The organism is Deinococcus aetherius (genome assembly GCF_025997855.1).
GTDB classification, from domain to species: Bacteria; Deinococcota; Deinococci; order Deinococcales; family Deinococcaceae; genus Deinococcus; species Deinococcus aetherius.
This window is the reverse complement of record NZ_AP026562.1, coordinates 172,231-196,624: the sequence shown is the minus strand read 5'-3', so window position 1 is coordinate 196,624 and position 24,394 is coordinate 172,231. Positions and strand designations below refer to the sequence as shown.

At 70.1% G+C, this 24,394-nt stretch carries 25 protein-coding genes; 14 read left to right on the top strand and 11 right to left on the bottom strand.

Features of this window, described 5'->3' with window-relative positions; translation table 11 throughout:
- Positions 1–16: 16 nt before the first annotated feature.
- Positions 17–940, bottom strand: a complete 924-nt coding sequence (locus DAETH_RS20505; protein ID WP_264778476.1) for an aldo/keto reductase — start codon at positions 938–940, stop codon at positions 17–19.
- Positions 941–1,202: 262 nt separating this feature from the next.
- On the opposite strand from DAETH_RS20505, the gene DAETH_RS20500 reads away from it, so the two are divergent.
- Complete coding sequence (locus DAETH_RS20500; RefSeq protein WP_264778475.1) at positions 1,203–1,496, top strand: hypothetical protein; 294 nt, start codon at positions 1,203–1,205, stop codon at positions 1,494–1,496.
- On the opposite strand, the gene DAETH_RS20495 is transcribed toward DAETH_RS20500, so the two are convergent.
- Together DAETH_RS20495 and DAETH_RS20490 are read right to left on the bottom strand one after the other, a co-directional pair.
- Positions 1,430–1,852, bottom strand: coding sequence for a response regulator (locus tag DAETH_RS20495; RefSeq protein WP_264778474.1), 423 nt, complete (start codon positions 1,850–1,852; stop codon positions 1,430–1,432). The genes DAETH_RS20500 and DAETH_RS20495 overlap by 67 nt on opposite strands.
- A gap of 36 nt (positions 1,853–1,888) precedes the next feature.
- Positions 1,889–2,323, bottom strand: a complete 435-nt coding sequence (locus DAETH_RS20490) for a response regulator (protein WP_264778473.1) — start codon at positions 2,321–2,323, stop codon at positions 1,889–1,891.
- Between the two features lie 163 nt (positions 2,324–2,486).
- On the opposite strand from DAETH_RS20490, the gene DAETH_RS20485 reads away from it, so the two are divergent.
- Positions 2,487–2,723 (top strand): hypothetical protein, encoded by a 237-nt coding sequence (locus DAETH_RS20485; protein ID WP_264778472.1) that lies wholly within the window; start codon positions 2,487–2,489, stop codon positions 2,721–2,723.
- Between the two features lie 240 nt (positions 2,724–2,963).
- Here DAETH_RS20485 and DAETH_RS20480 read toward each other — a convergent pair whose 3' ends face one another.
- The gene (locus DAETH_RS20480) at positions 2,964–4,433 is read right to left on the bottom strand and encodes a glycoside hydrolase family 3 N-terminal domain-containing protein (protein WP_264778471.1); all 1,470 of its coding nucleotides are present in this window, start codon (positions 4,431–4,433) and stop codon (positions 2,964–2,966) included.
- Between the two features lie 234 nt (positions 4,434–4,667).
- Here DAETH_RS20480 and DAETH_RS20475 point away from each other — a divergent pair, with 234 nt between their 5' ends.
- The 5 genes from DAETH_RS20475 to DAETH_RS20455 all read left to right on the top strand — a co-directional run bounded on the left by DAETH_RS20475 (position 4,668) and on the right by DAETH_RS20455 (position 8,880).
- Entirely contained in the window at positions 4,668–5,039 is a 372-nt protein-coding gene (locus DAETH_RS20475) for a helix-turn-helix domain-containing protein (RefSeq protein WP_264778470.1), read from the top strand.
- On the top strand, positions 5,036–5,395 hold the full coding sequence (locus DAETH_RS20470; RefSeq protein ID WP_264778469.1) for a type II toxin-antitoxin system PemK/MazF family toxin: 360 nt from the start codon (positions 5,036–5,038) through the stop codon (positions 5,393–5,395). Before DAETH_RS20475 ends, DAETH_RS20470 begins: the two co-directional genes overlap by 4 nt.
- A 321-nt stretch (positions 5,396–5,716) precedes the next feature.
- On the top strand, positions 5,717–6,973 hold the full coding sequence (locus DAETH_RS20465; RefSeq protein WP_264778468.1) for an ABC transporter substrate-binding protein: 1,257 nt from the start codon (positions 5,717–5,719) through the stop codon (positions 6,971–6,973).
- A 78-nt stretch (positions 6,974–7,051) separates the two neighbouring features.
- Positions 7,052–7,960 carry a carbohydrate ABC transporter permease gene (locus tag DAETH_RS20460; RefSeq protein ID WP_264778467.1) on the top strand — a complete coding sequence of 303 codons (909 nt, stop codon included), beginning with the start codon at positions 7,052–7,054 and terminating at the stop codon, positions 7,958–7,960.
- Entirely contained in the window at positions 7,957–8,880 is a 924-nt protein-coding gene (locus tag DAETH_RS20455) for a carbohydrate ABC transporter permease (protein WP_264778466.1), read from the top strand. Before DAETH_RS20460 ends, DAETH_RS20455 begins: the two co-directional genes overlap by 4 nt.
- Positions 8,881–8,884: 4 nt before the next feature.
- Here DAETH_RS20455 and DAETH_RS20450 read toward each other — a convergent pair whose 3' ends face one another.
- A complete protein-coding gene (locus DAETH_RS20450; protein WP_319993763.1) occupies positions 8,885–9,754 on the bottom strand; it encodes a LysR family transcriptional regulator in 870 nt (289 codons plus the stop codon).
- 140 nt (positions 9,755–9,894) lie between these two features.
- On the opposite strand from DAETH_RS20450, the gene DAETH_RS20440 reads away from it, so the two are divergent.
- Complete coding sequence (locus DAETH_RS20440) at positions 9,895–11,595, top strand: M20/M25/M40 family metallo-hydrolase (protein WP_264778465.1); 1,701 nt, start codon at positions 9,895–9,897, stop codon at positions 11,593–11,595.
- A gap of 61 nt (positions 11,596–11,656) precedes the next feature.
- Here DAETH_RS20440 and DAETH_RS20435 read toward each other — a convergent pair whose 3' ends face one another.
- A complete protein-coding gene (locus DAETH_RS20435) occupies positions 11,657–11,815 on the bottom strand; it encodes a hypothetical protein (RefSeq protein WP_264778464.1) in 159 nt (52 codons plus the stop codon).
- A gap of 269 nt (positions 11,816–12,084) precedes the next feature.
- On the opposite strand from DAETH_RS20435, the gene DAETH_RS20430 reads away from it, so the two are divergent.
- Positions 12,085–12,579 (top strand): DUF892 family protein, encoded by a 495-nt coding sequence (locus DAETH_RS20430; RefSeq protein WP_264778463.1) that lies wholly within the window; start codon positions 12,085–12,087, stop codon positions 12,577–12,579.
- A 146-nt stretch (positions 12,580–12,725) separates the two neighbouring features.
- Here DAETH_RS20430 and DAETH_RS20425 read toward each other — a convergent pair whose 3' ends face one another.
- Entirely contained in the window at positions 12,726–13,478 is a 753-nt protein-coding gene (locus DAETH_RS20425) for an IclR family transcriptional regulator (protein WP_264778462.1), read from the bottom strand.
- A gap of 112 nt (positions 13,479–13,590) precedes the next feature.
- Between DAETH_RS20425 and hutU the strand changes: the two genes are divergently transcribed.
- Complete coding sequence (gene hutU, locus DAETH_RS20420) at positions 13,591–15,279, top strand: urocanate hydratase (protein ID WP_264778461.1); 1,689 nt, start codon at positions 13,591–13,593, stop codon at positions 15,277–15,279.
- 2 nt (positions 15,280–15,281) lie between these two features.
- Here hutU and DAETH_RS20415 read toward each other — a convergent pair whose 3' ends face one another.
- Entirely contained in the window at positions 15,282–15,845 is a 564-nt protein-coding gene (locus DAETH_RS20415) for a Uma2 family endonuclease (protein WP_264778460.1), read from the bottom strand.
- 101 nt (positions 15,846–15,946) lie between these two features.
- Here DAETH_RS20415 and DAETH_RS20410 point away from each other — a divergent pair, with 101 nt between their 5' ends.
- Genes DAETH_RS20410 through hutH form a run of 3 tightly spaced genes read left to right on the top strand, consistent with a single transcriptional unit; the run spans position 15,947 to position 19,679 of the window.
- Positions 15,947–16,864, top strand: coding sequence for an arginase family protein (locus DAETH_RS20410; protein ID WP_264778459.1), 918 nt, complete (start codon positions 15,947–15,949; stop codon positions 16,862–16,864).
- Positions 16,851–18,092, top strand: coding sequence for an imidazolonepropionase (hutI, locus tag DAETH_RS20405; RefSeq protein ID WP_264778458.1), 1,242 nt, complete (start codon positions 16,851–16,853; stop codon positions 18,090–18,092). Before DAETH_RS20410 ends, hutI begins: the two co-directional genes overlap by 14 nt.
- A 9-nt stretch (positions 18,093–18,101) precedes the next feature.
- Entirely contained in the window at positions 18,102–19,679 is a 1,578-nt protein-coding gene (hutH, locus tag DAETH_RS20400) for a histidine ammonia-lyase (RefSeq protein WP_264778457.1), read from the top strand.
- A gap of 15 nt (positions 19,680–19,694) precedes the next feature.
- Here the strand turns inward: hutH and DAETH_RS20395 are convergent, their stop codons facing one another.
- From DAETH_RS20395 to DAETH_RS20385, 3 genes are all read right to left on the bottom strand, one after another.
- Positions 19,695–21,017 (bottom strand): HupE/UreJ family protein, encoded by a 1,323-nt coding sequence (locus DAETH_RS20395; RefSeq protein WP_264778456.1) that lies wholly within the window; start codon positions 21,015–21,017, stop codon positions 19,695–19,697.
- Between the two features lie 82 nt (positions 21,018–21,099).
- Positions 21,100–22,239, bottom strand: coding sequence for a DUF3500 domain-containing protein (locus DAETH_RS20390; RefSeq protein ID WP_264778455.1), 1,140 nt, complete (start codon positions 22,237–22,239; stop codon positions 21,100–21,102).
- A 36-nt stretch (positions 22,240–22,275) separates the two neighbouring features.
- Entirely contained in the window at positions 22,276–23,556 is a 1,281-nt protein-coding gene (locus DAETH_RS20385; protein WP_264778454.1) for a DUF3500 domain-containing protein, read from the bottom strand.
- A 158-nt stretch (positions 23,557–23,714) separates the two neighbouring features.
- On the opposite strand from DAETH_RS20385, the gene DAETH_RS20380 reads away from it, so the two are divergent.
- Positions 23,715–24,383, top strand: coding sequence for a response regulator transcription factor (locus DAETH_RS20380; protein ID WP_264778453.1), 669 nt, complete (start codon positions 23,715–23,717; stop codon positions 24,381–24,383).
- Positions 24,384–24,394 lie beyond the last annotated feature (11 nt).

The following is a 24,394-nucleotide window of genomic DNA, read 5'->3' as shown; positions in this document are numbered from 1 at the left end:
GCCCGCCGACCCCCGCTCAGGGCAGGACGTTGCCCGCCGCCCGGTAGATGGCGTACCACTCCTCGCGCGTGAGGGTGACCTCGCTCGCCCGGATGCAGTCCCTCAGGCGCTCCACGTTCATCGTGCCGGTGACGGGCTGCATTCGCGCCGGGTGACGCAGCAGCCACGCGATGGCGACCGTCGTGTTGCTCACCCCATGCGCCGCCGCCACCTCGTCGATCTGCGCGTTGAGTTCCGGGAACTTCGGGTTGTCGAGGAACACGCCCTCGAAAAAGCCGTACTGAAAGGGCGACCACGGCTGGACGGTGATGTCGTGCAGGCGGCAGTAGTCGAGGACGTACCCGTCGCGGTCCACCGCCGCGTCGTTTTCCATGTTCACGTTGATCCCGCTCTTGATCATGGTGGCGTTCGTGATGCTGAGCTGAAGCTGGTTCGCCACGATGGGCTGCCGCACGTACCGTTTCAGGAGTTCGATCTGGCGCGGGTGCTGGTTGGAGACGCCGAAATGACGGACCCTGCCCGAGCTTTCGAGCTGATCGAAGGCCTCGGCGACCTCCTCCGGCTCGACCAGGGCGTCCGGGCGGTGGAGCAGCAGGACGTCGAGGTAGTCGGTCCTCAGGCGCCTGAGAATCCCGTCCACGGAAGCCAGGATGTGCTCCCTGGAGAAGTCGAACGTGCCCCTGTCCTGCCGGATGCCGCACTTGGATTGCAGGATCAGCCCCTCGCGGACCGAAGGATTCATCCCCAGCGCGTCCGCGAAGATTTCCTCGCACCTGCCCCTGCCGTAGATGTCCGCGTGGTCGAAGAAGTTCGCTCCCGCGTCCAGCGCGCTCCGCAGGAACCGCTCCGCCTCCGGCTTCTCCAGGGTGTCGAGCCGCATGCAGCCCACCGCGATCACCGGTACGTCGAGGCCGCTGGTGCCGAGCTTCAAGGTCCTCATGGTTGGTCTCCTCCCCACGAGCCCCTCTCCCGAGGGCGCCCGCCCGGGCACTCTAGGGGTCCACCCGCCCTCTCGGCAACCGCCCGCAGAAAACCTCCGCTGTTCCAGCACACGCCCGGATCGACCTCGAACGAGGGAGCGGTCCGGGGAAGAATCAGACCAAATGACCTTCATCCAAATCGAAGAGGAGTACCGAAAACTACAAACAGGACAGTAAACGCTTCCTCGTCGGGCGGCGTCGGACCTCCCGTAGCCTGAGGGCATGTCCATGTCCCTGCTCATCTCCGAGGTCTTCGCCCGGGCTTGGACGCTGGCGGACGACCTGAACGACGCCGGGGCGCAAGACCAGTTGGCCGAGTTGCGGCGCCAGTCGCTGGCCCTGCCGCTTTTCCGGCAAGATCACATCCTGAACGAGGTGGCGGCGCTGACCGAGCGGTTGCGGCGACAGCAACAGGCCCGCCCCCCTTCTGAGGGGATGGTCCGGCGCTCTCAGCCGCCGAGCCAGCTCTCGACGAGAACGAGCAGGTCGTCGTGTCCGAGCGGCTTTTCCACGTAGGCGGCTCCCAGGGCGGAGGTGGCCTCGACCTCGCGGGGCTGGGCGCGGCTGCTCCAGCACACCACCCGCACGCCCTCTCCCACCCGGTCGCGCACCAGGCCCAGGAGTTCCAGCCCGTCCCGGCCCGGCAGGTGCAGGTCCAGCAGGACGAAGTCGGGGGCGGGCAGCGTGCCGAGGGCGTGCAGCGCCTCCTCTCCGTCGTGTGCGAGGTGGACCTGCACGGAGGGCGCCAGCTCCTCGAAGGCGAGTTCGAGCAGCAGGGCGTCCTGGGCGGAGTCCTCGATCACCAGGACGCGCCGTACCGCCGAACGCGCCGCCTCGGGACGCGGGCCGGTGCTGTCGCGCTTGAGGACCATGCACCCCAGGGTAGCCGAGGAGCCCCGGCGTGGCCTTCAGCGAGCGATCATCTCCGGCCAGGTGGTGAGGCGGGCGGTCCTCCAGAACTCCAGAAAGCTCTCGATCTGGGTCACGAAGTCCCGGAAATTCACCGACTTGACGAGGTAGGAACTCGCGTGCAGGGTGTACGCCCGGGTGACGTCCGACTCGTGGCTCGACGTCGTGAGCATGACGACCGGAATCTGGGCGAGTCGCGGGTGCGCCTTGAGGGCGGCCAGCACCTCGAAGCCGTTCATGCCGGGCATGTTGATGTCGAGCAGGATCACGTCGGGCAGGGTGGTCCTCGCCTCCCCCAGGTGTTCGAGGGCGGCGGCCCCGCTCGCGCAGGTGGTGACGGTGCACAGCCCGCCGTACTCGGCGAAGACCTCCTCGGCGAGCTGGCGATCCACCAGGCTGTCGTCGATCAGCAGCAGGCGCAGGGGGCGCGTCATGGCCCTCCCACTCTACCCGCCACCCCGCAGGCGCAACCTTTTCCTCAAGAAAGGCGCGGCCAATGCTCAACGCCGGATGGAGGGCGTCCTCAGCATCGGGCCCGGCCCACCCGGGGGGGAGGGCTGACATGGCCCGCGCCGTGTCCTACTGTGGAGCTTGACGATGGAAGCCCAAGCCGATACCACGGAGCGGACGCGAGAACTCATCGCCCAGGCCCTCACGGCGGTCGCCCGCCGCCCCACCCCCGAGCGCGTGAGGGCCGTCCAGCGGCTGCGCGACGACTTCCTTCAGGTGCGGGGCGCGGCCCAGTCGGGCAAGCTCGCCCCCACCCAGGCCGAGCCCAGGATGCAGCGGCTGGGGGAGCGTGCCGAGGAACTGCTGAGCGAGGTGAGCGCCTGACCCCGTTCCACACGAGCGGGCCAACCACTGCCAGACGATCAGCCCCCACAGCACGAGCAGGACGAGCAGCGTCACCCGCAGGAAGACGCTGAACCACCCGAACGCGAACCGTCGCCGCCGCCGTCTCGTCACTCCGCGCCGACCCTAGCACGGCTGTTCGGCCACGCGCAGGAGAACCGGGTGCGGGATTCGGCGGGGTCAGGGCGCCCGCGTTTCGGGGCTTCTCCGAGCCCCTCTTCCTCAGCCCCGCATCAGCGCCGCCGCCGCCGCCCTCAGGTTGACCTCCCGGAACCCGTGGGTGGCGAGCGTGGGCAGTGCGGCGCCCTCGAAGGCGTGGACCGTCCACAGGGCCAGATGGACGGCTGTTCGGCCTGGCAGGGCCCGCGCGAGTCGGGCCTGCCAGCCGGGGGGCGTCCAACGGTCGAGGGTGGCGAGGATGACGGGTGCGTCGGGGAAAGCCCGGAGCAGCGCCCAGTCGGGTTCCCGCGCCTCCTCCTCGTGCAGGGCCACCTGGAGGCGGGGAAGCCGGGCGCGCAGCGCGTCCGCTAGCGCCTCGCCGCTCGGGGCGTCCCCGTACGGCCCGCCGACGGGCGCGGTGCGCGGGGCGTAGAGGAGCACGGGTTCGTCCGGGGACAGGCGCGGCACGTCCCCGGTGAGGGTCAGCGCCTCCCGTGCCCACCCCTCCACGCTGGCCTCGTCCGTCGACCGCCGCTCCGCCGGGTAAGGGCGGGGTGTTCCCGGAAAACGCCGCGCCGCGTGTTCCAGCCGGGCCCGTGCCTCCTCCACCCGCGCTTCGGTCAGCGAGCCCTCCCTCAGCGCGGCATCCAGCGCCTGGGCGTGCTCCGCGTGCGTCTCCATCTCGCCGTGCCCGCAACTCAGCACCGCGTCCGCCCCGGCGGCGAGCGCGAGGGGGGCCGCCGCGCCGTGCGGGAAACGGTCGGCGATGGCGCGCATGTCGGTCGCGTCCGTCACCACCACCCCGCCGTAGCCCCACCGCTCCCGCAGCAGCCCGGTGAGCAGGGCGGGGGAGAGGGTCGCGGGCCGATGGGGGTCGAGTGCCGGGTAGACGATGTGGGCGGTCATCACGCTGCCTACCCCCGCCGCCACCGCCGTGCGGAAGGGGGGCCACTCGGTCGCCTCCAGCGCCGAGGGGAGCTTGTCCACCACCGGCAGGGTGAGGTGGCTGTCCTGGTGCGTGTCCCCGTGGCCGGGGAAGTGCTTCACGGCCGCCATCACCCCCTGCGCCTCCAGCCCCAGCGCCCAGGCGGTGCCCAGCCGCGCGACGAGGGCCGGGTCGTCCCCGAAGGCCCGCTCGCCGATCACGGGATTGCGGGGATCGACGTTGACGTCCAGGCTGGGCGCGAAGTCCCAGTTGATCCCCAGTTCGATCAGGCCCCGCGCCGCGACCGCCCCCGCCTCCCGCGCGGCGTCCTCGCTCCCGATGACGCCCAGCGCCAGGGGAGCGGGGGGCGGCGGCACGTCCAGCCTGCGCAGCACCGCCCCGCCCTCCTGGTCGGTGGCGATCCAGGCGCCCTCGCCCAGCGCGTCCCGCAGGTCGCGGATCAGCCGAGCGGTTTGCTCCGGCGTGCGGATGTTGCGCGCGAAGAGGCACACCCCCCCGAAGTCATGCGCCCGGAGGAACCGGCCCTGCGCCGGGGTGAGGTCCGGGCCGGGCACGTCGACGATGAGGGTGCGGGCGCCCTGGGTCATGAGGAAACCTTACCGGAGGCTGCACTCGTGGTGAGGCCCCGCCAGATGAACCGTTGGTCCTTGGCGCCATCCGGCTCTCCAAGCCGGGCGAAGACGTTTTGCTTCTGAAGACGACGCGGCGGGAGCAGAAGTCGGCTTCTCCAGAGGTACGGCGCCCATCAACCGCCCCTTTCCCGACAGAGGATGTACGTCGAAGGGTATGTGCCGTACCATATCATGTATAAACTAGTCTGTATGGGGGAGATCAGGAACGCGCTGCCCGAGATCATGGGCCGTCATCGCATCAAGCAGATCGAACTGGCGCAGGCGGGGGGCCTGCGCTACGCGACAGTAAATGCGTTTTACAACGGTAAGACGGAGCGTGTGGACTTTGAAACCCTGTCAGCAGTGCTCGACGGGCTGAGGGCACTGACCGGGCAGCAGTACACGGTCGGCGATCTCCTGCAATACAGCGAGGTCGCGCCGGAGGCCCCTGAGGTGGATACGGCTCACCTGCTCGACGGTGGAGCGGGCGAGCTGAAGGCCCAACTGCGGGAACTGGAAGCCGACACGCCCGACGCGGAATTGGACGCCTGGACTGCGGCCTTCGAGGGTCAGCCTGCATGACGAGAGGTCAGGCTTACGCACGCGGCGCCGTGATCCTCGTCGACCTTGACCCCTCGACGGGGAGTGAGCAGGGCAGGAAACGCCCCTGCATCGTGCTCAGCGACATGAAGACGATTCGGGCCTCCGGTTCCCGCCCGCTCTCCTTCGTCGTGCCGCTCACCACGGCGAACAAACTCACCGGGCCGCTGGCCCCCCAACTCAAGGCGCGCCCGGGTGGGCTACCCGCAGACTCCACGGCGCTCGTGATGCATGCCCGCGCGATTGACCCGGCCCGCATCGTGCGCCAGTGGGGCACGGTGGATGTTCAAGACGTGGGCACGCTCCAGGCGGCCCTGCGTTTCCTCGTGGAGAACTGAGAGCGACGGGGGTAACTCGCCCGGTACGTCTGTCCGACGACTCGCTGGACTGCCCATTCACGCCAATATTCGTCAGCGCGTACCCCGGGGGCAGGACATCGAGGGGGAAGGAGTCGGGCCTGCCGTTGACAAGCCCCGGACCCCGGCCTACCATCGAAGTGTTCACCAAATCACAAGTGCAGGTGCCGTCATGGGTGCCCGGACCCCCTCCGGAGGAGCGCAACGAAGGCGGTCGTCCACGCCTGCCCGGTGCATCCCGCCGCCCCGGCGCGGCGAGTAAAAAGCCCTTTCCCACTCCCCCTCTCCCCCCAGGAGGCCCCCATGAAACACGCCCTGCGAATGCTCACCCTGGCGCTCGGTGTCGCCGCCCTCAGCCCGGCTCAGGCCCAGCAGCCGGTGCAGCTCAACTTCTGGACGTACTACCTCAGCCCCAAGTTCGACGACTACATCAAGGGTGTGATCGCCGCCTTCGAGAAACAGAACCCGGGCATCAAGGTCAACTACATCGACAAGCAGGGGACGCTGGAGCAGGAATTCATCACCGCCGTCTCGCTCGGCACCCCGCCCGACGTGGTGAACCTCTGGGTCGAGTCCACCCAGAAGGCGGCGGACAGCGGTTTCCTGACCGATCTGGGCGCGGCGGTCGGGCCCAGCCTGAAGACGCTCTATTACCCCAACTCGCTGAGCAACTTCACGGTGAACGGCAAGGTGTACGGTCTGCCGTGGTACGCCTCCTTCAACACGGGCGTGATGGCCTACAACAACGACCTCGTGAAGAAGGCGGGCGTGACGGCTCTCCCCAAGACCACGGCGCAGATGATCGCCTTCGCCAAACAGGTCAAGGCGAAGACGGGAGCCTACGGCTGGGCGCCCGCGATCAAGGACCCCCAGGGCGGCACCTTCCTGGGGGTCTTCGTGGACGAGGGGTTGCCCTTGATTCGGGGCAATCAGGCCGTCTTCAACTCCCCGGCGCACGCCCGAGTCCTCCAGTCGTACATCGACCTGTACAAGGCCGACGTGATTCCGCAGGACCTGTTGCGGAAAGAAGCCTTCCAGCTCAGCCAGGAGCTGTACACCCAGGGCAAGCTCGCCACCATCATCGGCGGCCCTCAGGCACTCAACCGCGTCAAGGACAACAACAAGGCGATCTACGCGGCGTCGCAGGTGACGATGGCGCCGCTCGGGGCCGGGAAGGTCCAGGCGGGCGGCGGCATGGCGCTCGTGATTCCCAAGGCCGCACCCCACCCGAAAGAGGCGCTCCTCTTCGCCAAATTCATGACCAACCGCGCCAACCAGGTCGCCTTCGCCAAGATCGTGCCCGTGGTGCCCACGGCTGCGGGCTCCGACCGCGACCCCTACTTCGCCCAGGCCCGGTCGAGCAAGGACCCCATCGAGCGCGCGACCGGCATGATCGGCGCGAACGGGGCGAATCTCAAGACCGCGATCCCCCCGCTGAAAAACCCCACCGACATGTTCAAGGCCTTCGACGACAACATCGAGGCCGCCTTCCTGGGCCGCAAGACCGCGCAGCAGGCACTGAACGACGCGGCGACCGCCTGGAATTCCATGATGAAGTGAACACGCGGGGGCGGGGGCCGGGGAGGGAGGTCACGGCCTCTGCCCCGGCCCCTCGCCTTTGGCCCCAAGGAGGCTCCCATGCTCAAGGTCCTGCGCGGCGCACCCGTCTCGTACCTGTTCCTGCTGCCCGCCCTGCTGCTCCTCGTGGTGTTCACCCTGTACCCGGTGCTGTACGGCTCTTACCTGGGCTTCACCGAGTACACCGCCGCCAACTTCGCCACCCGCACGCCGCCGAAGTGGATCGGCCTGGGCAACTTCCACACGCTGGCCGGGGATGAGCTGTTTCACATCAGCGTCCTGAACAGCGTCAAGTACCTGCTCGTCGTCCCGGCCCTCCAGATCGCCTCGCTGGCGGTCGCCGTGCTGGTGAACCGGCAACTGCCCGGCATCGCCTTCTTCCGGGCAGCGTACTACGTCCCCGTGATCACCTCCATCTCGCTCGCCGCCGTGATGTGGGACTGGATTTACAACAAGGACGGGGTGCTCAACTGGCTTCTCAAGGGGCTGCACCTGATGAGCCCAGGCAGCAACCTGAGCTGGCTGCTCGACCCGAACACGGCCTTCTGGGCGATCATGCTCGTCACCTTCTGGCGCGGCTTCGGGTACTACATGGTGCTGTACATGGCGGGGCTCCAGAACATCCCCGGCGAGCTGGAGGAGGCCGCCCGGCTCGACGGCGCCTCGCCCTGGCAGAGCTTCTGGCGGATCACGGTGCCCCTCATGCAGCCCACCATCCTGCTGTGCACGCTGCTGAGCACCCTCTCGGCGATCCGGGTGCTGGAGGAGGTGCTGGTCTTCACGAACGGGACGGGCGGGCCGCTCAACTCCACCTACACCGCGCTGCTGTACGTCTACAAGAAGTCCTTCGGCGGGCTGGACTTCAACTACGGGCTGGCGAGCGCCGCCGGACTCGTCGTGGCCGCCATCGCGCTCGTGCTGTCGGTGCTGAACTTCCGCCTCTTCCGCGAAGGGAGCGTGCGGGCGTGACGCGGGCCGTTCCGGCAGCTCCTCCGGTCACCCGCACCGTGACGAGGCGACGGGGCCGTCCCGTCCTGCGGCAGGCCCTGACCTACCTCGTGCTGTTCGCCATCTTCCTCTTCGCGGCCTTTCCGCTGATCTGGACCTTCGTGATCAGCGTGACCGACAGCAACGCCGTGACGACCGGGCGCACCGTGTACGACTTTCCGGCGAGCCTCTTCCCGCAGCGAATCACGTTGGCAAACTTTTTCAACGTGGTGCAGACGTATCCGGCGATTGGGCGCGCCTTTCTCAACTCCCTGCTGATCAGCGGCCTGAGCGTGGTCCTGACCGTGATCGTCTCCGCGCTCGCCGCCTACCCCCTCGCCCGGCACGAGTTCCGGGGCAGGGCGCTCATCTTCGGGGTCATCCTGGCGACGATGGTGCTGCCCACCGAGACGAGCTTCCTCGTGAACATGCTCACCCTGGCGCACCTGCGGCAGGTCCCCGTGATCGGTCCCCTGCTCGGCCTGGGCTCGTACCTCGGCGTGGTGCTGCCCACCGTGAGCACGGCCTTCGGCATCTTCCTGATGCGGCAGGCGTTCCTGGCGATTCCGCAGAGCCTGCTGGAAGCGGCGCGCATCGACGGGGCGGGGGAGGGGCTGATCTTCCGGCGGGTCATGCTGCCTCTGGCGGTGCCGAGCATCGCGGCTCTCTCGATCTTCACGCTGGTGAACACCTGGAACTCCTACTTCTGGCCGTCCATCGCCCTCACCGGGGCGCAGGACAAGTTCCCGCTCGCGGTCGAGATGCTCAAGCTCAAGGGGGCCTTCAACGACAACATCTTCAACACGGCGGCGGGGGCGGTGATCATGATGGTGCCCATCCTGCTGCTCTTCCTCTTCGCCCAGCGGTTCTTCATGCGCGGGCTGGAGGGGGCGGTCAAGTAGGGAATCAACCCTGGGAGAGCAGACGGGACTCCCACAGCAACCCCAGCACGGCCCGGGTCGCGGGGGTGAGGGCGCCGGGACGGTGGACCGTGCCCAGGGTGCGGGCGAGAGGCAAGGGGAGGGCCGCCCGCCTGACCCCGGGGGGCAGCTCGCCGAGCGCGAGGCGCGGCAGGACCGAGAAGCCCAGCCCACGCGCCACCATCGCCAGGATCGCGCCCTCGGTCGTCAGGGTCAGGGCGGGCCGCAGTTGGACGCCCGCCCGCCCCAGCGCCCGGAGCACGAAGTCCTCCCGGGCCGAGCCGAGGTGGATGTAGGGGCGGTTCCAGACACCCGCCTCCTCCCATCCCCGGGGGAGCAGCAGGTCGTAGGGGTCCTCGCCGATGGGGGTGGGCAGCAGGCGGGGGTGCGCTGGAAGCTGGGTGAGCCCCACGTCCGCCTGGAGGGTGAGGACCGCCGCGTCCACCGCGTCGCGCTCCAGGTACGCGTCTTGCACCTGCACCTCGACCCCGGGGTGCAGTTCGCGCATCCGGGCCACCACGCCCGGCAGGAGTTGCCCGGCCAGGCTGGGAAAACTGGCGATCCGCACCAGCCCGTTGAGGGGCACCTCGGCACGCGCGGCGGCGGGCAGTTGCCCCGCGAGTTCCAGCATCTGCTGCGCCAGCTCGGCCACCCGCAGGCCCCCGGAGGTGGGCCGAGCGCCCCCGGCTCCCCGGTGCAGCAGCGCCACGCCTAGAAGTTGCTCAAGCTGCTTGACGTTGTGGCTTACCCCCGATTGGGTGAGGTCCAGCTCCACGGCGGCGGTGCTGAAGCTCCCCGTCCGCACCACGGCGAGGAAAACGCGCAGATGCGTCAGGGTGGGACCACCGTCGGCCATCAGTTTTATTCATAGCAGCTCTTCCGCAGATAAGTGTTCGTCCACACAGTTCTGAGCAGAGGGATTAAGCTCGGGTCGAGGCTTGATGAAGCCTACGTATCCTCTTCCTAATCTCTCTCATTTTCGCTCAGGAGCCCCCCATGACCCAATCCGCCCCCGTCCACTCCGACTGGTTTGACCGGACCCGCGACCTCGCTCTCCTGCTGACGAGCTGGCCCAGCGTGACGGGGACACTGGGGGAGGCGGAGTTCGCGGGGCGGCTGCTGGCCGAGGTGCGGAGCTGGCCGGGGTTTGTGGATCACCCGGAGGACGTGTGGCTGAGTCCGGCGCGGTCGGGGCACGGGGCATGGAACCTCTACGCGCTCGTGCGGGGGCAGGGCGCGCGGACCGTCTTGCTTGCCGGGCACTACGACACCGTGGGCACCGACGACTACGGGGAGTGGCAGCCTCTTGCGGGGGACGCCCGGGCGCTCGCCGAGCAGATCACCCGCAGCCTGTCGGAGGGAGAGACGCTGGGGGCCGCCGAACGGCTCGCGCTCGCGGACCTGGCGGGTGGGGAGTTCCTGCCGGGGCGGGGCCTCCTCGACATGAAGGGCGGGCTGGCCGCCGGGCTCGCGGTGCTGGAGCGCTACAGCCGCCTGCCCCTGGGCGAGCGGCCCGGCCACCTCCTGCTCGTCGCCACCCCGGACGAGGAGGGCCGCTCCAGCGGGGCGCGGGCGGTGGCCCACGACCTGCCGGGGCTCGCCCGCGAGCTGGGGCTGGAGATCGTGGCGGGCCTGAACCTCGACGCCACCGCCGACGTGGGGAGCGGCGAGGAGGGGCGCGCGGCGTACCTGGGGACGGTGGGCAAGGTGTTGCTCTCGGCGCTCGTGGTGGGGCGGCCCACCCACGCGGCCTACCCCTTTGACGGGGTGAGCGCTTCCCTGCTCGCCGCCGAACTCCTGCGGCGGGTGGAGGCCTCGCCCGACCTCGCCGAGGAGGTGGGAGACGAGCGGGCCGCCGCGCCCGCCTGCCTGGAACTGCGCGACAGCCGTAGCGGCTACGACGTGACCACCCCGGCCTGGGTGTGGTGCGCCTTCAACGTCCTGACCCTGCGCCGCACCCCCAGCGAGGTGCTCGCCCTGTTCACCGAGGTGGCGCGCGACGTGGCCAAACAGGCCGCCCGTGATTTCGGGACCCGCGCTGCCCGGGCGGGGAGCCTCAACGCCGTGTCCCTGGGGTGTCAAATCCCCCCCGTGCTGACCTTCGGCGAGCTGCGGTGTCGGGCGGAGGCGCGTGTGGGCGTGGAGGCCACGCGGGCCGTCATCGCCGCCTGTCCTCCCGGCCCCGACCCCCTGCGCGCCAGCCGCGAGATCACAGTGGCGCTGCTGGGGCTGGCGGGGCTGGAGGGTCCGGCGATCATCCTGGGCTTCGGGGCGCTGCACTACCCGGCCTCTCACCTGTCGGAACGTCTCGCCGATGGGGTGCTTTGGGAAGCCGTCGAGCGACACACGGCCAGGCTCTCCCGCGATACGGGCGAGAGCCTGCGCGTGCGGGGCTACTTCGCGGGAATTTCGGACATGAGCTTCCTGGGGCAGGCGGCGGACCCGTGCGAGCGGGACTGCGTGGCGGCCCACACGCCGCACCCCGCCCACGTGGACCCCGTGCCGGAGGACGCCCTGGAGTTCCCCGTCGTCAACATCGGCCCCTGGGGGCGGGACTACCACCAGCGGCTGGAGCGCATCCACGCCCCCTACGCCTTCCAGACGGTGCCCGAACTCCTCTGGCGCCTCGCCCTCGACGTGCTGGGCCAACTCGAGGCCGGACGGGCGTTCGCCGAAACCTGCGTCGCCGCCGACTGAGGCGAGCAATTTCCGCTCCTCCCCGGGAGTGGGAATTCACGCGGGCGGGGCGCCTCTTTCCTCAACTGTGCCCCGGGTCGGAGTCGTCCGAGGGTCTGCCGTGCTGGCCGCCCTCCCCCTGCTCGTCGGCATCGGCGGAGGTCGGGTCGTCTGTCGAAGATTGGTCCTCCCCGGGGGCCGTTTCGGAGAGTTGAGAGTCGTCTTCCTGGGGCTGGGTCATGGTGGGCCTCCTGATGAAGGGGTTCGTGACGGGGCCGTGTGGCGCGGCAACCAGCCCCCTGACCATCCTCGCTTGTCGTGACCGGACGTTCGGAAAGCCGTGAAGCCACCTTGGCTGTTGACGGGGCGGAGCGTTCAGGCAGGGACCGAGACAGCCTCGTCCCCAGCGCTTTACCCTTCAGCAAGATTGCGCGCGGGCGTGCAAACGGCCCGGACCATCGGCGGCAAGCTCGCCGGGTGTCCCCGAGGGGGCGCAGAGAGGCGGGAGTTATGGCGATGCAAGGGCAGGGACTCCAGCAATTGTTCGTTCAGGGGTTGCAGGCGGTGTACAGCGCCGAGCAGCAGGGCCTCCAGGCCGCGCAGGAGATCGCGCGGAACGCTTCGGATCCCCAGCTCCAGCAGCTCCTGCAAGACCAGACGCAGCGGGCGCAGGGGCAGATTCAGCGCCTGGAACAGGCCATGGGGCAGGCGGGCGCGTCCACAGAAGGCATCGACAACCCCATCATGCGCGGCATCCTGGAGGCCGGTCAGCGCATCATGAGTGAGGCTCCCGACGCCGACACGCGCGACGCGGGGATCATCGCGTCGGGGCAGATCGCCCTGCACTACTACATGGCCGCCTACGGCACCCTGCGCTCCTACGCGCAGGCCCTGGGCAACCAGGAAGCCGCCGAGCAGATGGGGCAGGTGCTCGCCGAACGCAAGGAGCAGGATCAGCAGATGACCCAACTCGCCGAGCAGGTCGTCAACCCGCAGGCCTCGTAGGCGTCCGCAGGGTGAAGTCGGGCTTTTGCCACGGCTTCCTGCCGTCCTCCCCGGAGCAGCGGAACCCGTCGGCACCACCTCCCGTGAAGGACCCGGTGTCCTGCCATGTTCAGGAGCCGCACTGAGTCCTTCGGGGTCTTCATGCCTCACCCCCTGGGGCGGTGCCCGAGCGTCCAGGCCACCCCGTCGGCGGCGTCGCGGAGGCGGCGGATCAGGCCCTCCTGGTCGCGCCGCCGGGTGCTGGGAAAGCTGACGCCCAGCGCCCCCAGCACCTCACCCCCCGCTCCCCGCAGGGGCACGGCCAGCCCGCCGGTGCCGAGGGCCCACTCGTCCCGCGTGACGGCGAGCCCTGCCGCGCGGATTCCCTCGGCCTCCGCCTCCCAGGAGGTCCCGAGGGTGAAGGGCGTGAAGCGGGGGGCGTCCCCGGGGGGGTCCAGGCCGTGCAGGGCATACAGCAGCTTGCCGCTCGCGCTGGCGTGGGGCGGCAGCTCGAACTGCGTCTCGCCCGCCACCGGGGGCCCGTCGCGGCCCTGCACCGAGCGCGCGATGCACAGAACGCGGGCGCCGCCCCCCCGGTCCCGCTCCAGCACGCTCAGAAAGGCCAGCAGGTGCGTGCCGCGCGCCAGTGCGTTCATCGCGTCGTGGGCGGGCGCGTACCACGGCACGCTGCCGTACAGGGCGCTGGAGAGCTTCAGCAGCCGCCACCCCAGCCGGTAGCGTCCCCGCCCGACCCGCACGAGCAACCCGCTCGCCGCGAGCGTCGTGAGTTGCTCATGCAGGGTGGAGGTCGGCTCTCCCAGGTGGGCGGCCAGCCCGGAGAGCGTCCACTCCGTGTGGTCGGCGTCGAAGGCCTCCAGTACGCGCACGGCACCGTCCACGGTGGAGAGGGTTCTGGGCACGGGGAGAGCCTAGCTCTTTTCCGACATATCCGGAAAAGTGTGTTGAGGGAGTCGGGTCACTGGAGGACGATGGGCGCAGTTCAGAACCTTCCCGTCCCGAAAGGAACCGCCCATGACTCAGTCCCCGACCTCCGAGACGGCCCCCGTCGTTCGCGCCCCGCGCGGCGCCCAGCGCACCGCCAGGGGCTGGATTCAGGAAGCCGCCAAGCGCATGCTCATGAATAACCTCGACCCCGAGGTGGCCGAACACCCCGGGGAACTGGTCGTGTACGGCGGGCGCGGCAAGGCGGCCCGGAACTGGGAGGCGTTTCACCGGATCGTGGAGACCCTCGACCGGCTGGAGAACGACGAGACGCTGCTGATCCAGTCGGGCAAACCCGTCGCCGTCTTGAAGACGCACGAGTGGGCGCCGCGCGTCTTGATCGCCAACTCCAACCTCGTGCCGCACTGGGCGAACTGGGAGACCTTCGACCGGCTCGACCGGGCGGGCCTGATGATGTACGGCCAGATGACCGCCGGAAGCTGGATCTACATCGGCACCCAGGGCATCGTGCAGGGCACCTACGAGACGTTTGCCAGCGCCGGGAAAAAGCACTTCGGCGGCAGCCTGAAGGGCACCGTCACCGTCACGGCGGGCCTGGGCGGCATGGGCGGCGCGCAGCCCCTCGCGGTGAAGCTGGCGGGCGGCGTGAGCATCACCATCGAGGTGGACCCCACCCGCATCCAGAAGCGCCTGGACACCCGGTATCTCGACGAGGTGGCGGACGGCCTGGAGGACGCCATCGCGCGGGCTGAGCGGTACAAGTCGGAGGGCGTCGCCCGCTCCATCGGCCTGCTCGGCAACGCCGCCGAACTCGTCCCCCGGCTGGTGGAGATCGGCTACACGCCCGACCTCGTGACCGACCAGACGAGCGCGCACGACCCGATGTGGGGCTACATTCCGATTCTCGCCCCCGACGAGGACGCGGGCAAACTTCGCGCCGAGCGGCCGGAGGTGTACCGCGAGCGGGCCTACGCGGCGATGGCCGGGCATGTCCGCGCCATCCTCGAACTTCAGAAACGGGGCGCGGTCGCCTTCGACTACGGCAACAACCTGCGGCAGCGGGCCTTCGAGGCGGGCGTGGAGAACGCCTTCGACTACCCCGGCTTCGTGCCCGCCTTCATCCGCGACTCCTTCTGCGAGGGCCGTGGCCCCTTCCGCTGGGTGGCCCTCAGCGGTGACCCGGGGGACATCCGCGCGACCGACCGGGCACTGCTCGACCTCTTCCCGGGGGACGAGCGGTTGCAATCCTGGCTGACCTACGCCGCCGATCAGATCGCCTTCCAGGGCCTCCCCGCGCGCATCTGCTGGCTGGGCTACAAGGAACGCGACCGGGCCGCGCTGCTGTTCAACGAGATGGTCGCGGACGGCCGCCTAAAGGCCCCCGTCGTGATCGGGCGCGACCACCTCGACGCGGGCAGCGTCGCCAGCCCCTACCGCGAGACCGAGGCGATGAAGGACGGCTCCGACGCGGTGTCCGACTGGGCGCTCCTGAACTTCGGGGTGGGCATCGCGTCGGGCGCGGCCTGGATGAGCTTCCACCACGGGGGCGGCGTGGGCCTGGGCTTCTCGCAGCACGCGGGGCTGGTGGCGGTCGCGGACGGCACGCCGGAGGCCGCGCAGAGGCTCAGCCGTTGCCTCGTCAACGACCCCGGCATGGGCGTAGTCCGCCACGCGGACGCCGGATACGACCTCGCGCTCGACACGGCCCGTGAACGCGGCCTCGACCTGCCCAGCCTGGGAATCACGGACAGGCCATGACGTTACTGCGGCTCCAGCACCCCAGCGTACACGTCGTCGAGGGACAGGCTCAGGTCCAGGCAGGGCACCCCCACCTCACCCGCCCCCGCCACCTCGCGCAGCCGCCACTCGTCGCCCGCCCGCTGGTACTCGTAGACGCGCCGCTGGGTCTGCTCCACGATCAGGTACGTTTGCAGGCCCGGCAGCCCCGTGTACATCGCGTACTTGCCCACCCGGTCGTTCGCGGCGGTGCTCGGCGAGAGGACCTCCACCAGCAGGCAGGGGGCCGTCTCGTACAGCGGGTGCGGGATGTCCTGGCCGCAGACGAGCATCACGTCGGGGTAGACGATGGTCGAATTCACGTGCAGGCGCATGTCGGCCAGGTGAAGGCGGCATCCCTGCCGTCGAGCCTGGGGAAAGAGCGTCCCGGCAATGTTCATGCTGATCAGCGAGTGCGGCTGGCTCACCCCCGCCTGCCCGTGCAGCGAGTACACGAAGCCGCCCACGTACTCGCGCTTGTAGGGACTCGTCTCCTCCGAGCGCAGGTACTCCTCCACGCTCATGGCCTGGAACGCGGGGTCCGTCATGGGGACATGGTACAGGCGGGCGGGAGGAGGTTTGGGGGTCAAGGCGGGAGCACTCCTCCAAACGGGGCCGCCCACGTCCTCCCGATTTACCGGAGGGTTCCGTGACCACTCCCTCCCACCTTCCCTACGGCGGCATCGCCTCCTTTGCCCGCGCGCCCACCGTGGAGACGGGGGATGAGTGGAGTGCAGACGTGGCGGTCCTGGGCATCCCCTTCGATCTCGCGCTGGGTTTCCGGCCTGGGGCCCGTTTCGCCCCCCGCGCGCTACGGGAGGCCAGCCTGCGCTACGTTCCGCCCTTCACCGACCTGTCCGGCCGGACCCGCCTGGTGGGCGTAACTTTTGCCGACGCGGGGGACGTGGTTCTCCCCAGCCTGGAGCCGGAACTCGCGCGGGAACGCATCATGGAGGCGGCCCGGCGGGTCCGGTCACGCTGCCGCCTCCCCGTCTTCCTCGGTGGGGACCACAGTGTCACCTTCCCGCTGCTGTGCGCCTTTCGGGACGTGCCCGACCTCCACGTCGTCCAACTCGACGCGCACCTCGACTTCACGGACGTGCGCAACGACACGCGCTACAGCAACTCCAGCCCCTTCCGACGGGCGGCGGAGGCCCTCCCCAACCTCGTTCACATCACCACGCTGGGGCTGCGCGGGCTGAGACACGACCCGGAGGCGGTGGCGGCGGCGGGGGAACGCGGGCACACGCTGGTGCCGATGGAGGAGGTCGAAGCCCTCTTCCGGGATGTGCTGGGGGCGCTCCCCGCCGGGCGTCCGGTCTACCTCAGCGTGGACGCGGACGCCTTCGACCCCGCCGTGCTGCCGGGCACGAGCAGCCCCGAGCCGGACGGCTTCACCTACGCGCTCGCCCTGAGGGTCATCCGTGAGACCGTGCGGCGGCACACGCTGGTCGGCCTCGACCTCGTGGAACTCGCGCCGAACCTCGATCCCTCGGGCCGTAGCGCCTTGATCGCGGCGCGGCTCATCCTGGAGACGCTGTGCGAGGTGTTCGATGCCTCGTCGTGACAGCCCCGGTCCTGAGAGCTGGGAGACGTTGTTCACGGGCATCTCGCACCTGGTGACGCCCGCCCCCGGTCCCCAGCGTGGCCCGGCCATGCGTGAGCTGACCGTGGTGGAGGACGCCGCCCTGCTCGTCCAGGGCGGGCTCGTCGCCTGGGTGGGGCCGCGACGGGACGCTCCCCGAACGCCGAGCACGCGGGACCTGGGAGGCGTGGCGGTCGTGCCCGGCCTGGTGGACCCGCACACGCACGCCGTCTGGGCCGGGGACCGCCTGGCCGACTTCGAGGCCCGTCTGGCGGGGGTGCCGTACGAGGAGATGCTGGCGCGCGGGGGCGGCATCCGCTCCACGGTGCGGGCGACGGCGGCGGCCCCGATGGAGGAACTCGTTCAACTCGCCCGGCCCCGCCTGGAGGCCCTGGCGCGTTCCGGCGCGACCACGGTCGAGGTCAAGAGCGGGTACGGGCTGGACTTCGAGGCTGAGGTGCGGATGCTCCGCGCGGTGCGCGAGTTGCAATCGCTTCTGTCCGTGACGCTGCTCCCCACCCTGCTGATCCACGTGCCCCCCGAGACGGGCCGCGCGGCGTACGTGCAGGCGGTCTGTGCCGAACTCATTCCCCAAGTGGCGGGCGAGGGGCTGGCCGTCGCGGTGGACGTGTTCTGCGAGCGGGAGGCCTTCACGGTAGGGGAGACGCGGGCGATCCTCAGCGCCGCGCGGGGGCATGACCTGGGCGTGAAGCTGCACGCCGACCAGTTCCACGCGCTCGGCGGGGTAGAGCTCGCCTGCGACCTCGGGGCGCTCAGCGTGGACCACCTGGAGGCGAGCGGCCCGGCGCAGATCGTGGCGCTGGCCGCCTCGGAGACCGTGGCGACGGTGCTTCCCGGCGTGACGCTCCACCTGGGGCTGCCCGCCGCGCCCGCCCGCGCGCTGATCGACGCCGGAGCCTGCGTGGCCGTCGGCACCGACCTGAACCCGGGCAGCTCGCCCCTCTTCAACGCCGGGCTCGCCCTGGCCCTGGCCGTGCGCCTGAACGGCCTCACGCCCGCCGAGGCGCTGACGGCGGGCACGGTCAACGCCGCCGCCGCGCTGGGCCTGCGCGACCGGGGCGCCCTGGCGGCGGGACAGCGGGCCGACTTTCTCGCGCTGCACTCGCCCGACTGGCGCGACCTCGTGTATACCCTCGGCGCCTCCCCCGTCCGCGACGTGTTCGTGGGCGGGGAGCGCATCTCCCTCTGAGGTCCCAAGATGATTCTGGATCGCCACCTGACCCTTTCCGACTTCGGGCGCGTCGTGCGCGGCGGCGAGCCGGTGACGCTGGCGCCGGGTGCTCGTGAGCGGCTCCGCCGGGCCCGCGCCGTCATCGAGCGCATCGTGGACGGGGACGAGGCCGTCTACGGGGTGAACACCGGCTTCGGGAAGTTCGCCACCGTCCGTATTCCCCGGGAGGAACTGGCCCACCTCCAGCACAACCTGATCGTCTCGCACGCCATCGGGGTGGGGGAGCCGCTGCCCACCGAGGTCGTGCGCGGCATGATGCTCCTGCGCGCCCAGTCGCTCGCGCTGGGGCACTCCGGCGTGCGCGAGGAGGTCGTGGAATTGCTGCTCGCCCTGCTGAACGCCGGGGCGCACCCCGTCATCCCCGCCCAGGGCTCGGTGGGCGCGAGCGGTGACCTCGCCCCGCTGGCCCACCTCGCGCTGGCCCTGATCGGCCAGGGCAGCGTCGACCACGGGGGAGCCGCGCGACCGGCCGCCGGGGTCCTCGCCGACCTCGGCCTCGCGCCGCTCGAACTCCAGGCCAAGGAGGGGCTCGCCCTGATCAACGGCACGCAGCTCATGGGCAGCCTCCTCGCCCTGAGCGTCCTCGACGCCCGGCTGCTCGCGCGCACCGCCAACCTCGCGGCGGCGCTGACGGTCGAGGCCCTGCGGGGAAGTCACCGGCCCTTCCGGGACGACGTGGTGAGGCTGCGCCCGCACCCCGGCGCGCTGGAGGCCGCCTCGGAGGTGCGGGCCTTCCTGGCGGGGAGCGAGATCGCGCCCTCCCACGCGGACTGCGGGCGGGTGCAGGACGCCTACAGCCTGCGGGCCGTTCCCCAGGTCCACGGCGCGACCCTCGACGTGATCGCCCACGCGGAGCGGGTCCTCGCCACCGAGTTCGCCTCCGTGACCGACAACCCCCTGATCTTCCCGGAGACGGGCGAGGTGGTCAGCGGCGGGAACTTCCACGGCCAGCCCCTCGCGCTGACCGCCGACGCGCTCACGGTGGCCGTGGCGGAACTCGCCAGCATCTCCGAGCGGCGCTGCGAGCAACTCCTGAACCCGGCCCTCAGCGGCCTGCCGGGCTTTCTCACCCCGCACGGGGGCCTGAACAGCGGCCTGATGATCGCCCAGTACACCGCCGCCGCGCTCGTCAGCGAGAACAAGGTCCTCTCACACCCGGCGAGCGTGGACTCCATCCCCACCAGCGCCAACCAGGAGGACCACGTCTCGATGGGCGCCCACGCCGGGCGCAAGCTGCGGCAGGTGCTCGAGAACACGGCCACCGTCCTGAGCATCGAACTCCTGTGCGCCTCGCAGGCCCTCGACTTCCAGCCCCTGCGGGCGGGCGCGGGCGTGGACGGCGCGTACCGGTTCATCCGGCGCCTCACCCCGCCGCTGGAACACGACCGCTATTACAAACCCGACCTCGACTGCCTGCTGAGGGAGGTCAGGAGTGGGGCCGTCCTCGCCGCCGGGCAGGCCGCCGTCTCGACCCAGCCTGACGTGACGCCCCCCCCCGAGGCCCCGACCCTTCCTTGCCCGGAGGAGCCCACATCCAGACACTGACGGGGCTCTCCCTCCTCAGGACGGGGAGGTCTGCGTATTCCTCGGCCGCGTGAGGACGAACCCCACCACGGCCAGGGCCGCCAGCGCGAGCAGGGCCCACGGGCCGACGAGTCCCAGGTTGTCCGCCAGCGTGCCCAGCGGGTTCTCCACGCCCAGCCGCTGCCCCAGCCAGCCCAGCGAGGCCAGCACGGCGAGCGAGGCCCCGGTCACGCGCACCGGGGGGTAGAGCTTCGTCTGGGCCAGCAGGATCAGCCACGGCATCGTCACCGCGATCACCACGAGCTGCATCGCCTCGATCCCCAGGTTGAAGCCGAGCAGGCTCAGCGCCGTTTGCCACGGACTGAGGTTCAACTCCGCCAGGGTGTAGGAAAAGGCCAGCCCGTGAATCAGCCCGAAGCCCCCGGCCACGACCAACTCCCGCCCGGGAAAGATCGGCCGCAGGGCGTGGACGGCCGAGACCAGGATCGAGACGGCGATCAGTGCCTCGATGGGCTGGTCTGGGACGTTCACGATCCGCAGGGTGCCCAGCAACAGGGTCAGGGAGTGGCCGACCGTGAAGGCCGTGGTGATCTTGACGATGTTCAGCAGCGAGCGCCGGGTGTCGCCGAAGCCTTCCCAGTGCGGACGGCGCCCCATCACGGCCAGCAGCGGGGCGGGAAGCAGCAGGGTCAGCAGGAACAGGAGGTGGTCGGTGCCCTCGGCGATGTGGCGCACCCCGAGCTTGAAGATGCCGACGAAGCCCCGCCACGCGCTGCCCTGTTCCTGATTCACGGGGAGGAGCGGCACGAGCCCGGTGCGCGTGTCGGTGCGGATGACGCCGACCTCCACGTTCTCGTTCCCGCCCTCGTTGTTCAATCCGCGCTCCCAGTCACGCCGCAGAGAGACGAGGATGTTGTGGGTCGCCACCTGATGCACGATGGCGTCGTACTTCAGCGTGAAGGTGCGGGTGCTCGCCCCGGCGGGGGGCGTGAGTTGCACGGGCACCACGAACTCCTGGTAGGGGCCGGTCATCGTCTGCTCGGCCTGGGTCAGCGTCGGTTCGCCCACGCTGACGGTCCAGGCCTGCCCGGAGGGCGTGGTGGCGGCGAGGTGCCCCAGCAGGTAGGCTCTCAGTTGCGAACCGTACTGTTCCAGGGCCGAGGGATTGCCGAGCAGATTCCAGCGCGTTGCCAGTTGCAGTTCGTTCAGGGGGAGCGCGAGTTCCGCCGTGACGGACGTGGGGTGGAGGTCGAGTTGCAGGGTGGTGGTCGGCATGGGGTGCGCCGACACCCGCCCCGGCAGCAGGGCGAGGAGCAGGGCCAGCAGCCAGGTGAAAAGGGGCGTTCCGGGGAGGGTCAAGGCGGGCACCTCGGGGTCGGGGAGACGAGAGGGGCGGGAAGACGGACACGTCAAACGGTCTTGCCGCCCTCCGGATCAGGCTTCAGAAGGAGTAGCTCGCGCCGTAGTCGCGGGTGTGGTCGCGCCAGACCGAGTGGTAGTGAATCTGGCTAGAGTACACCACTCCGGTCTGACACACGAACTCGATCCACGCGCTCGGCCCGTCGATCCGCACGTAATCGGCATTGTTGTTCAGGGTCGCATTGCCCGAGTAAGCGATGTAGGTGCTGTCCAGCTCGTTCTGGTAGATCTGGAGGAGCGCGGCGGCGGTGGTGTCATCCACGTCCTGCACCCAGGGCTTCATTGCCGCGAGCACAAGCGCTTTCTGTGCCGTGCTGAGGCTGCTGACCGCGAGCCCTTGCTTGGTGGCGGGGAACTGGCCGTCCTCCCCCGGGCCCAGGAGCACGTCACTGAAGGTCGTGCTCAGTCTGGCGCTGGCAAGCTGAGTGCTGCTCAGGCCCGCGAGCATAGCGGCCATCGCCTGCTGCTCCTGGTACAGCGGCGCGTAGGTCGTCGTGCTGCCGCTCGTGCCCGGCGCCGTGCAGTTGTTGGCCGTCGTGGTGCCCCCCGTGACCGACCAGCACTTGGGTTCCACGCCCTCGAACATCGGGGTGGTGCCGGTCACCGCTCCGGCGTTGTAGGTGATGTTGACGGCGAGGTGATGCCCGCCGAACTGAAGCTGCCACTGCCCGGTCGTGCTAGGCGTGTTCAGGAAGGCGAGGAAGTAGGTTCCGGAACTGTACCCGCCGCCCCCCGGTCCACCGCCACTGCTGCCCGCTGCGCCCAACACGTCGTCGGCGGCGCGAATTTGCATGGCCTCGTCGTAGCCCTCATTGGTGGTGGTGCCCATCGCGGCCTTCACGACCGCTTGCGCGGCGGCGAGCTGAGTCGCGCTCAGGGTGCTGAACTGGATGCCGTTGCGGCAGTTCGACCCACAGGGCAGGTTTGACCACTGGATGGCCTCGGCCTGGGTGCGGGTCAGCACCACGCTCGACTGCTGACTCGTCGAGAGGGTGGCGAGGAAGGCGTTTGCGGCGGCGACCACCTCGGCGGTCGTGCCGGTGCTGATCGGGTCGCCGCCCGTGCCCGTGTCCGTGCTGTCGTCGGTCCCGGTCGTCGTGCTGCCACACCCGGCGAGCAGCAGGGCGAGGCTGAGGGGGAGGGCGAGCAGACTCTTCTTCATACGGCACCTCTTTCCGGTGAGGGGAAGGGCAGGGGTCTAGAAGCTGTACTCGCCGCCGTAGTCGCGGGTGTGGTCGCGCCAGATGGTGTGGTAGTGAATCTGCGAGCGGTACACGACGCCGTTCTGGCACGCGAACTCGATCCACACGCTGGGGCCGTCGATGCGGACGTAATCGGCGTTCTTCGTCAGCGTGGGGTTGCCGGAGTAGGCGATGTAGGTATCGTTCAATTCCTGCCCGTACACGGCCAGGAGCCGGGCGGCGGTGGCGTCGTCGGCGTCCTGCACCCAGGGCCGGATGGCGGCGAGCACCCGGGCTCTTTGCGCGGCGCCCAGCGTGCCGACCCGCACGCCCGCCTTCGTGGCGGGGAACTGGCCGTCCTTCCCCGGTCCCAGCAGCACGTCGCTGAAGGTCTGGGAGAGCCGGGCGGCGGCGAGCTGCTTGCCGTTGAGCCCCGCGAGCATAGCGGCCATCGTGTCGTGTTCGGTCCTGAGCGGCGCGTAGGTCTTGCCGTTCGCCGTCCAGACCCTGGGTTCCACCCCGGTGAACTTCGGCGTGGCGCCCACGACCTGTCCGGCCCTGAAGGTCGTGTTCACCGCGAGGTGGTGCCCGCCGAACTGGAGCTGCCACGTGCCCGTCGTGCTGGGGGTGCCCAGAAAGGCCAGGGAGTACAGGCCGCTGCCGTAATCGTTCCCCGTGAGACCTCCCGCCGGGAAGCCTCCGGTCGGCGGCGAGCCTCCTGGCGCTCCACCGGGAGGTGTCCCACCCGCAGGCGCTCCGTTCGGGGGCGGGCCAGGAGGCGCTCCTCCGCCCCCCACGCCGTTCGTGTTGCCCGAGATGTTGAGCACGTCGTCGGCGAGGCGAAGCTGCAACACCTCGTCGTAGCCCTCGTCCACCGCAGAGCCCGTCACGGTCTTCACGACCGCGAGCGCGGCGGCGAGCTGGGTGGGGTTCAGGGTGCCGAGCGCGACGCCGTTACGCGGCACGATGGCGACGGGGAGGTTAGACCACCGAGCCGCGTTCGCTTTCGACGCGGGCAGGAGGACCCTGGCCCGCTGCTCGGCGCTCAGCGTGGCGAGGAAGGCATTGGCCGCGCACACCACCCGGGCGGTCTGGTTGGTGAGCCCCACGCACTGCGCCGGAAGGGTGACGTTCTGGCCGCCGAGGCGCAGGCCCGTGGTGACGACCGTGCCGTCCGCGCGCAGGGTGGCGGTTGCCGGGGGGGTCGGCCCGGCCCCGCCCGCGAGCGCGGTGGTGGCGAGGCGGCCGCCGAACGCCGCCGTTCCTATCAGGAGTGCCAGGGTGAGGGAACGTTTCAAGGTGCCTCCGGGAAGAAGGGAGCGTGGGCCACCGTGGCCCCAGGAAGGTCGGGTCCCGAAGCCCCGTTGTACCGAACACTTGTTCAGAACTGGAGTAGTGAGCTGGCTTCCTCCCCGGAGGGCCCCGTAAGCTGCCTTACAGAAAGGGGAGGAAGCGCGTGCCACACCTGCTCGTCATCGAGGACAACCCGGACATGAGTGCCCTGCTGCACGAGTATTTCGGGGCGTTGGGCTACCGGGTCACGTCGGCGCGGGAGGGTCGCGCGGGACTCCAGGCCGCGCTTCACACCGGGCCCGACCTGATCGTGCTCGACGTGATGCTGCCGGGCCTGGGCGGGCTGGAGGTGTTGCGGCGGCTGCGGGCCGAGTCGGACGCCCCCGTCCTGATGCTGACGGCGCGGGAGGGCGAGGCCGACAAGGTGCTCGCCCTGGAACTGGGGGCCGACGACTACGTGACCAAGCCCTTCTCGGTCGCCGAACTCCTCGCGCGGGTCAAGGCCTTGCTGCGGCGCACACGACCGGTGGGAGAATGCGGCCCGCTCCGGCACGGCGCGCTGAGTCTCGACGCCCGGAGCCGCGAGGTCCGGCTCCGGGGCGAGGTGGTCCACCTCACCCGGGTGGAGTTCGAGCTGCTGCACCTACTGCTGCTGAGTCCCCAGCGCGTGTTCACCCGGGCGGAACTGCTCACGCACCTCCAGGAGGACGCGGGCGGCTCGGAGCGCACCATCAACGTGCACGTCCGCAACCTGCGCGCCAAGTTGAGTGAGGACGCGGAGTTGCTGGAGACGGTCTACGGGGTGGGCTACCGCCTGCGGGAGGTGCCGTGAGGAGGAGGGGG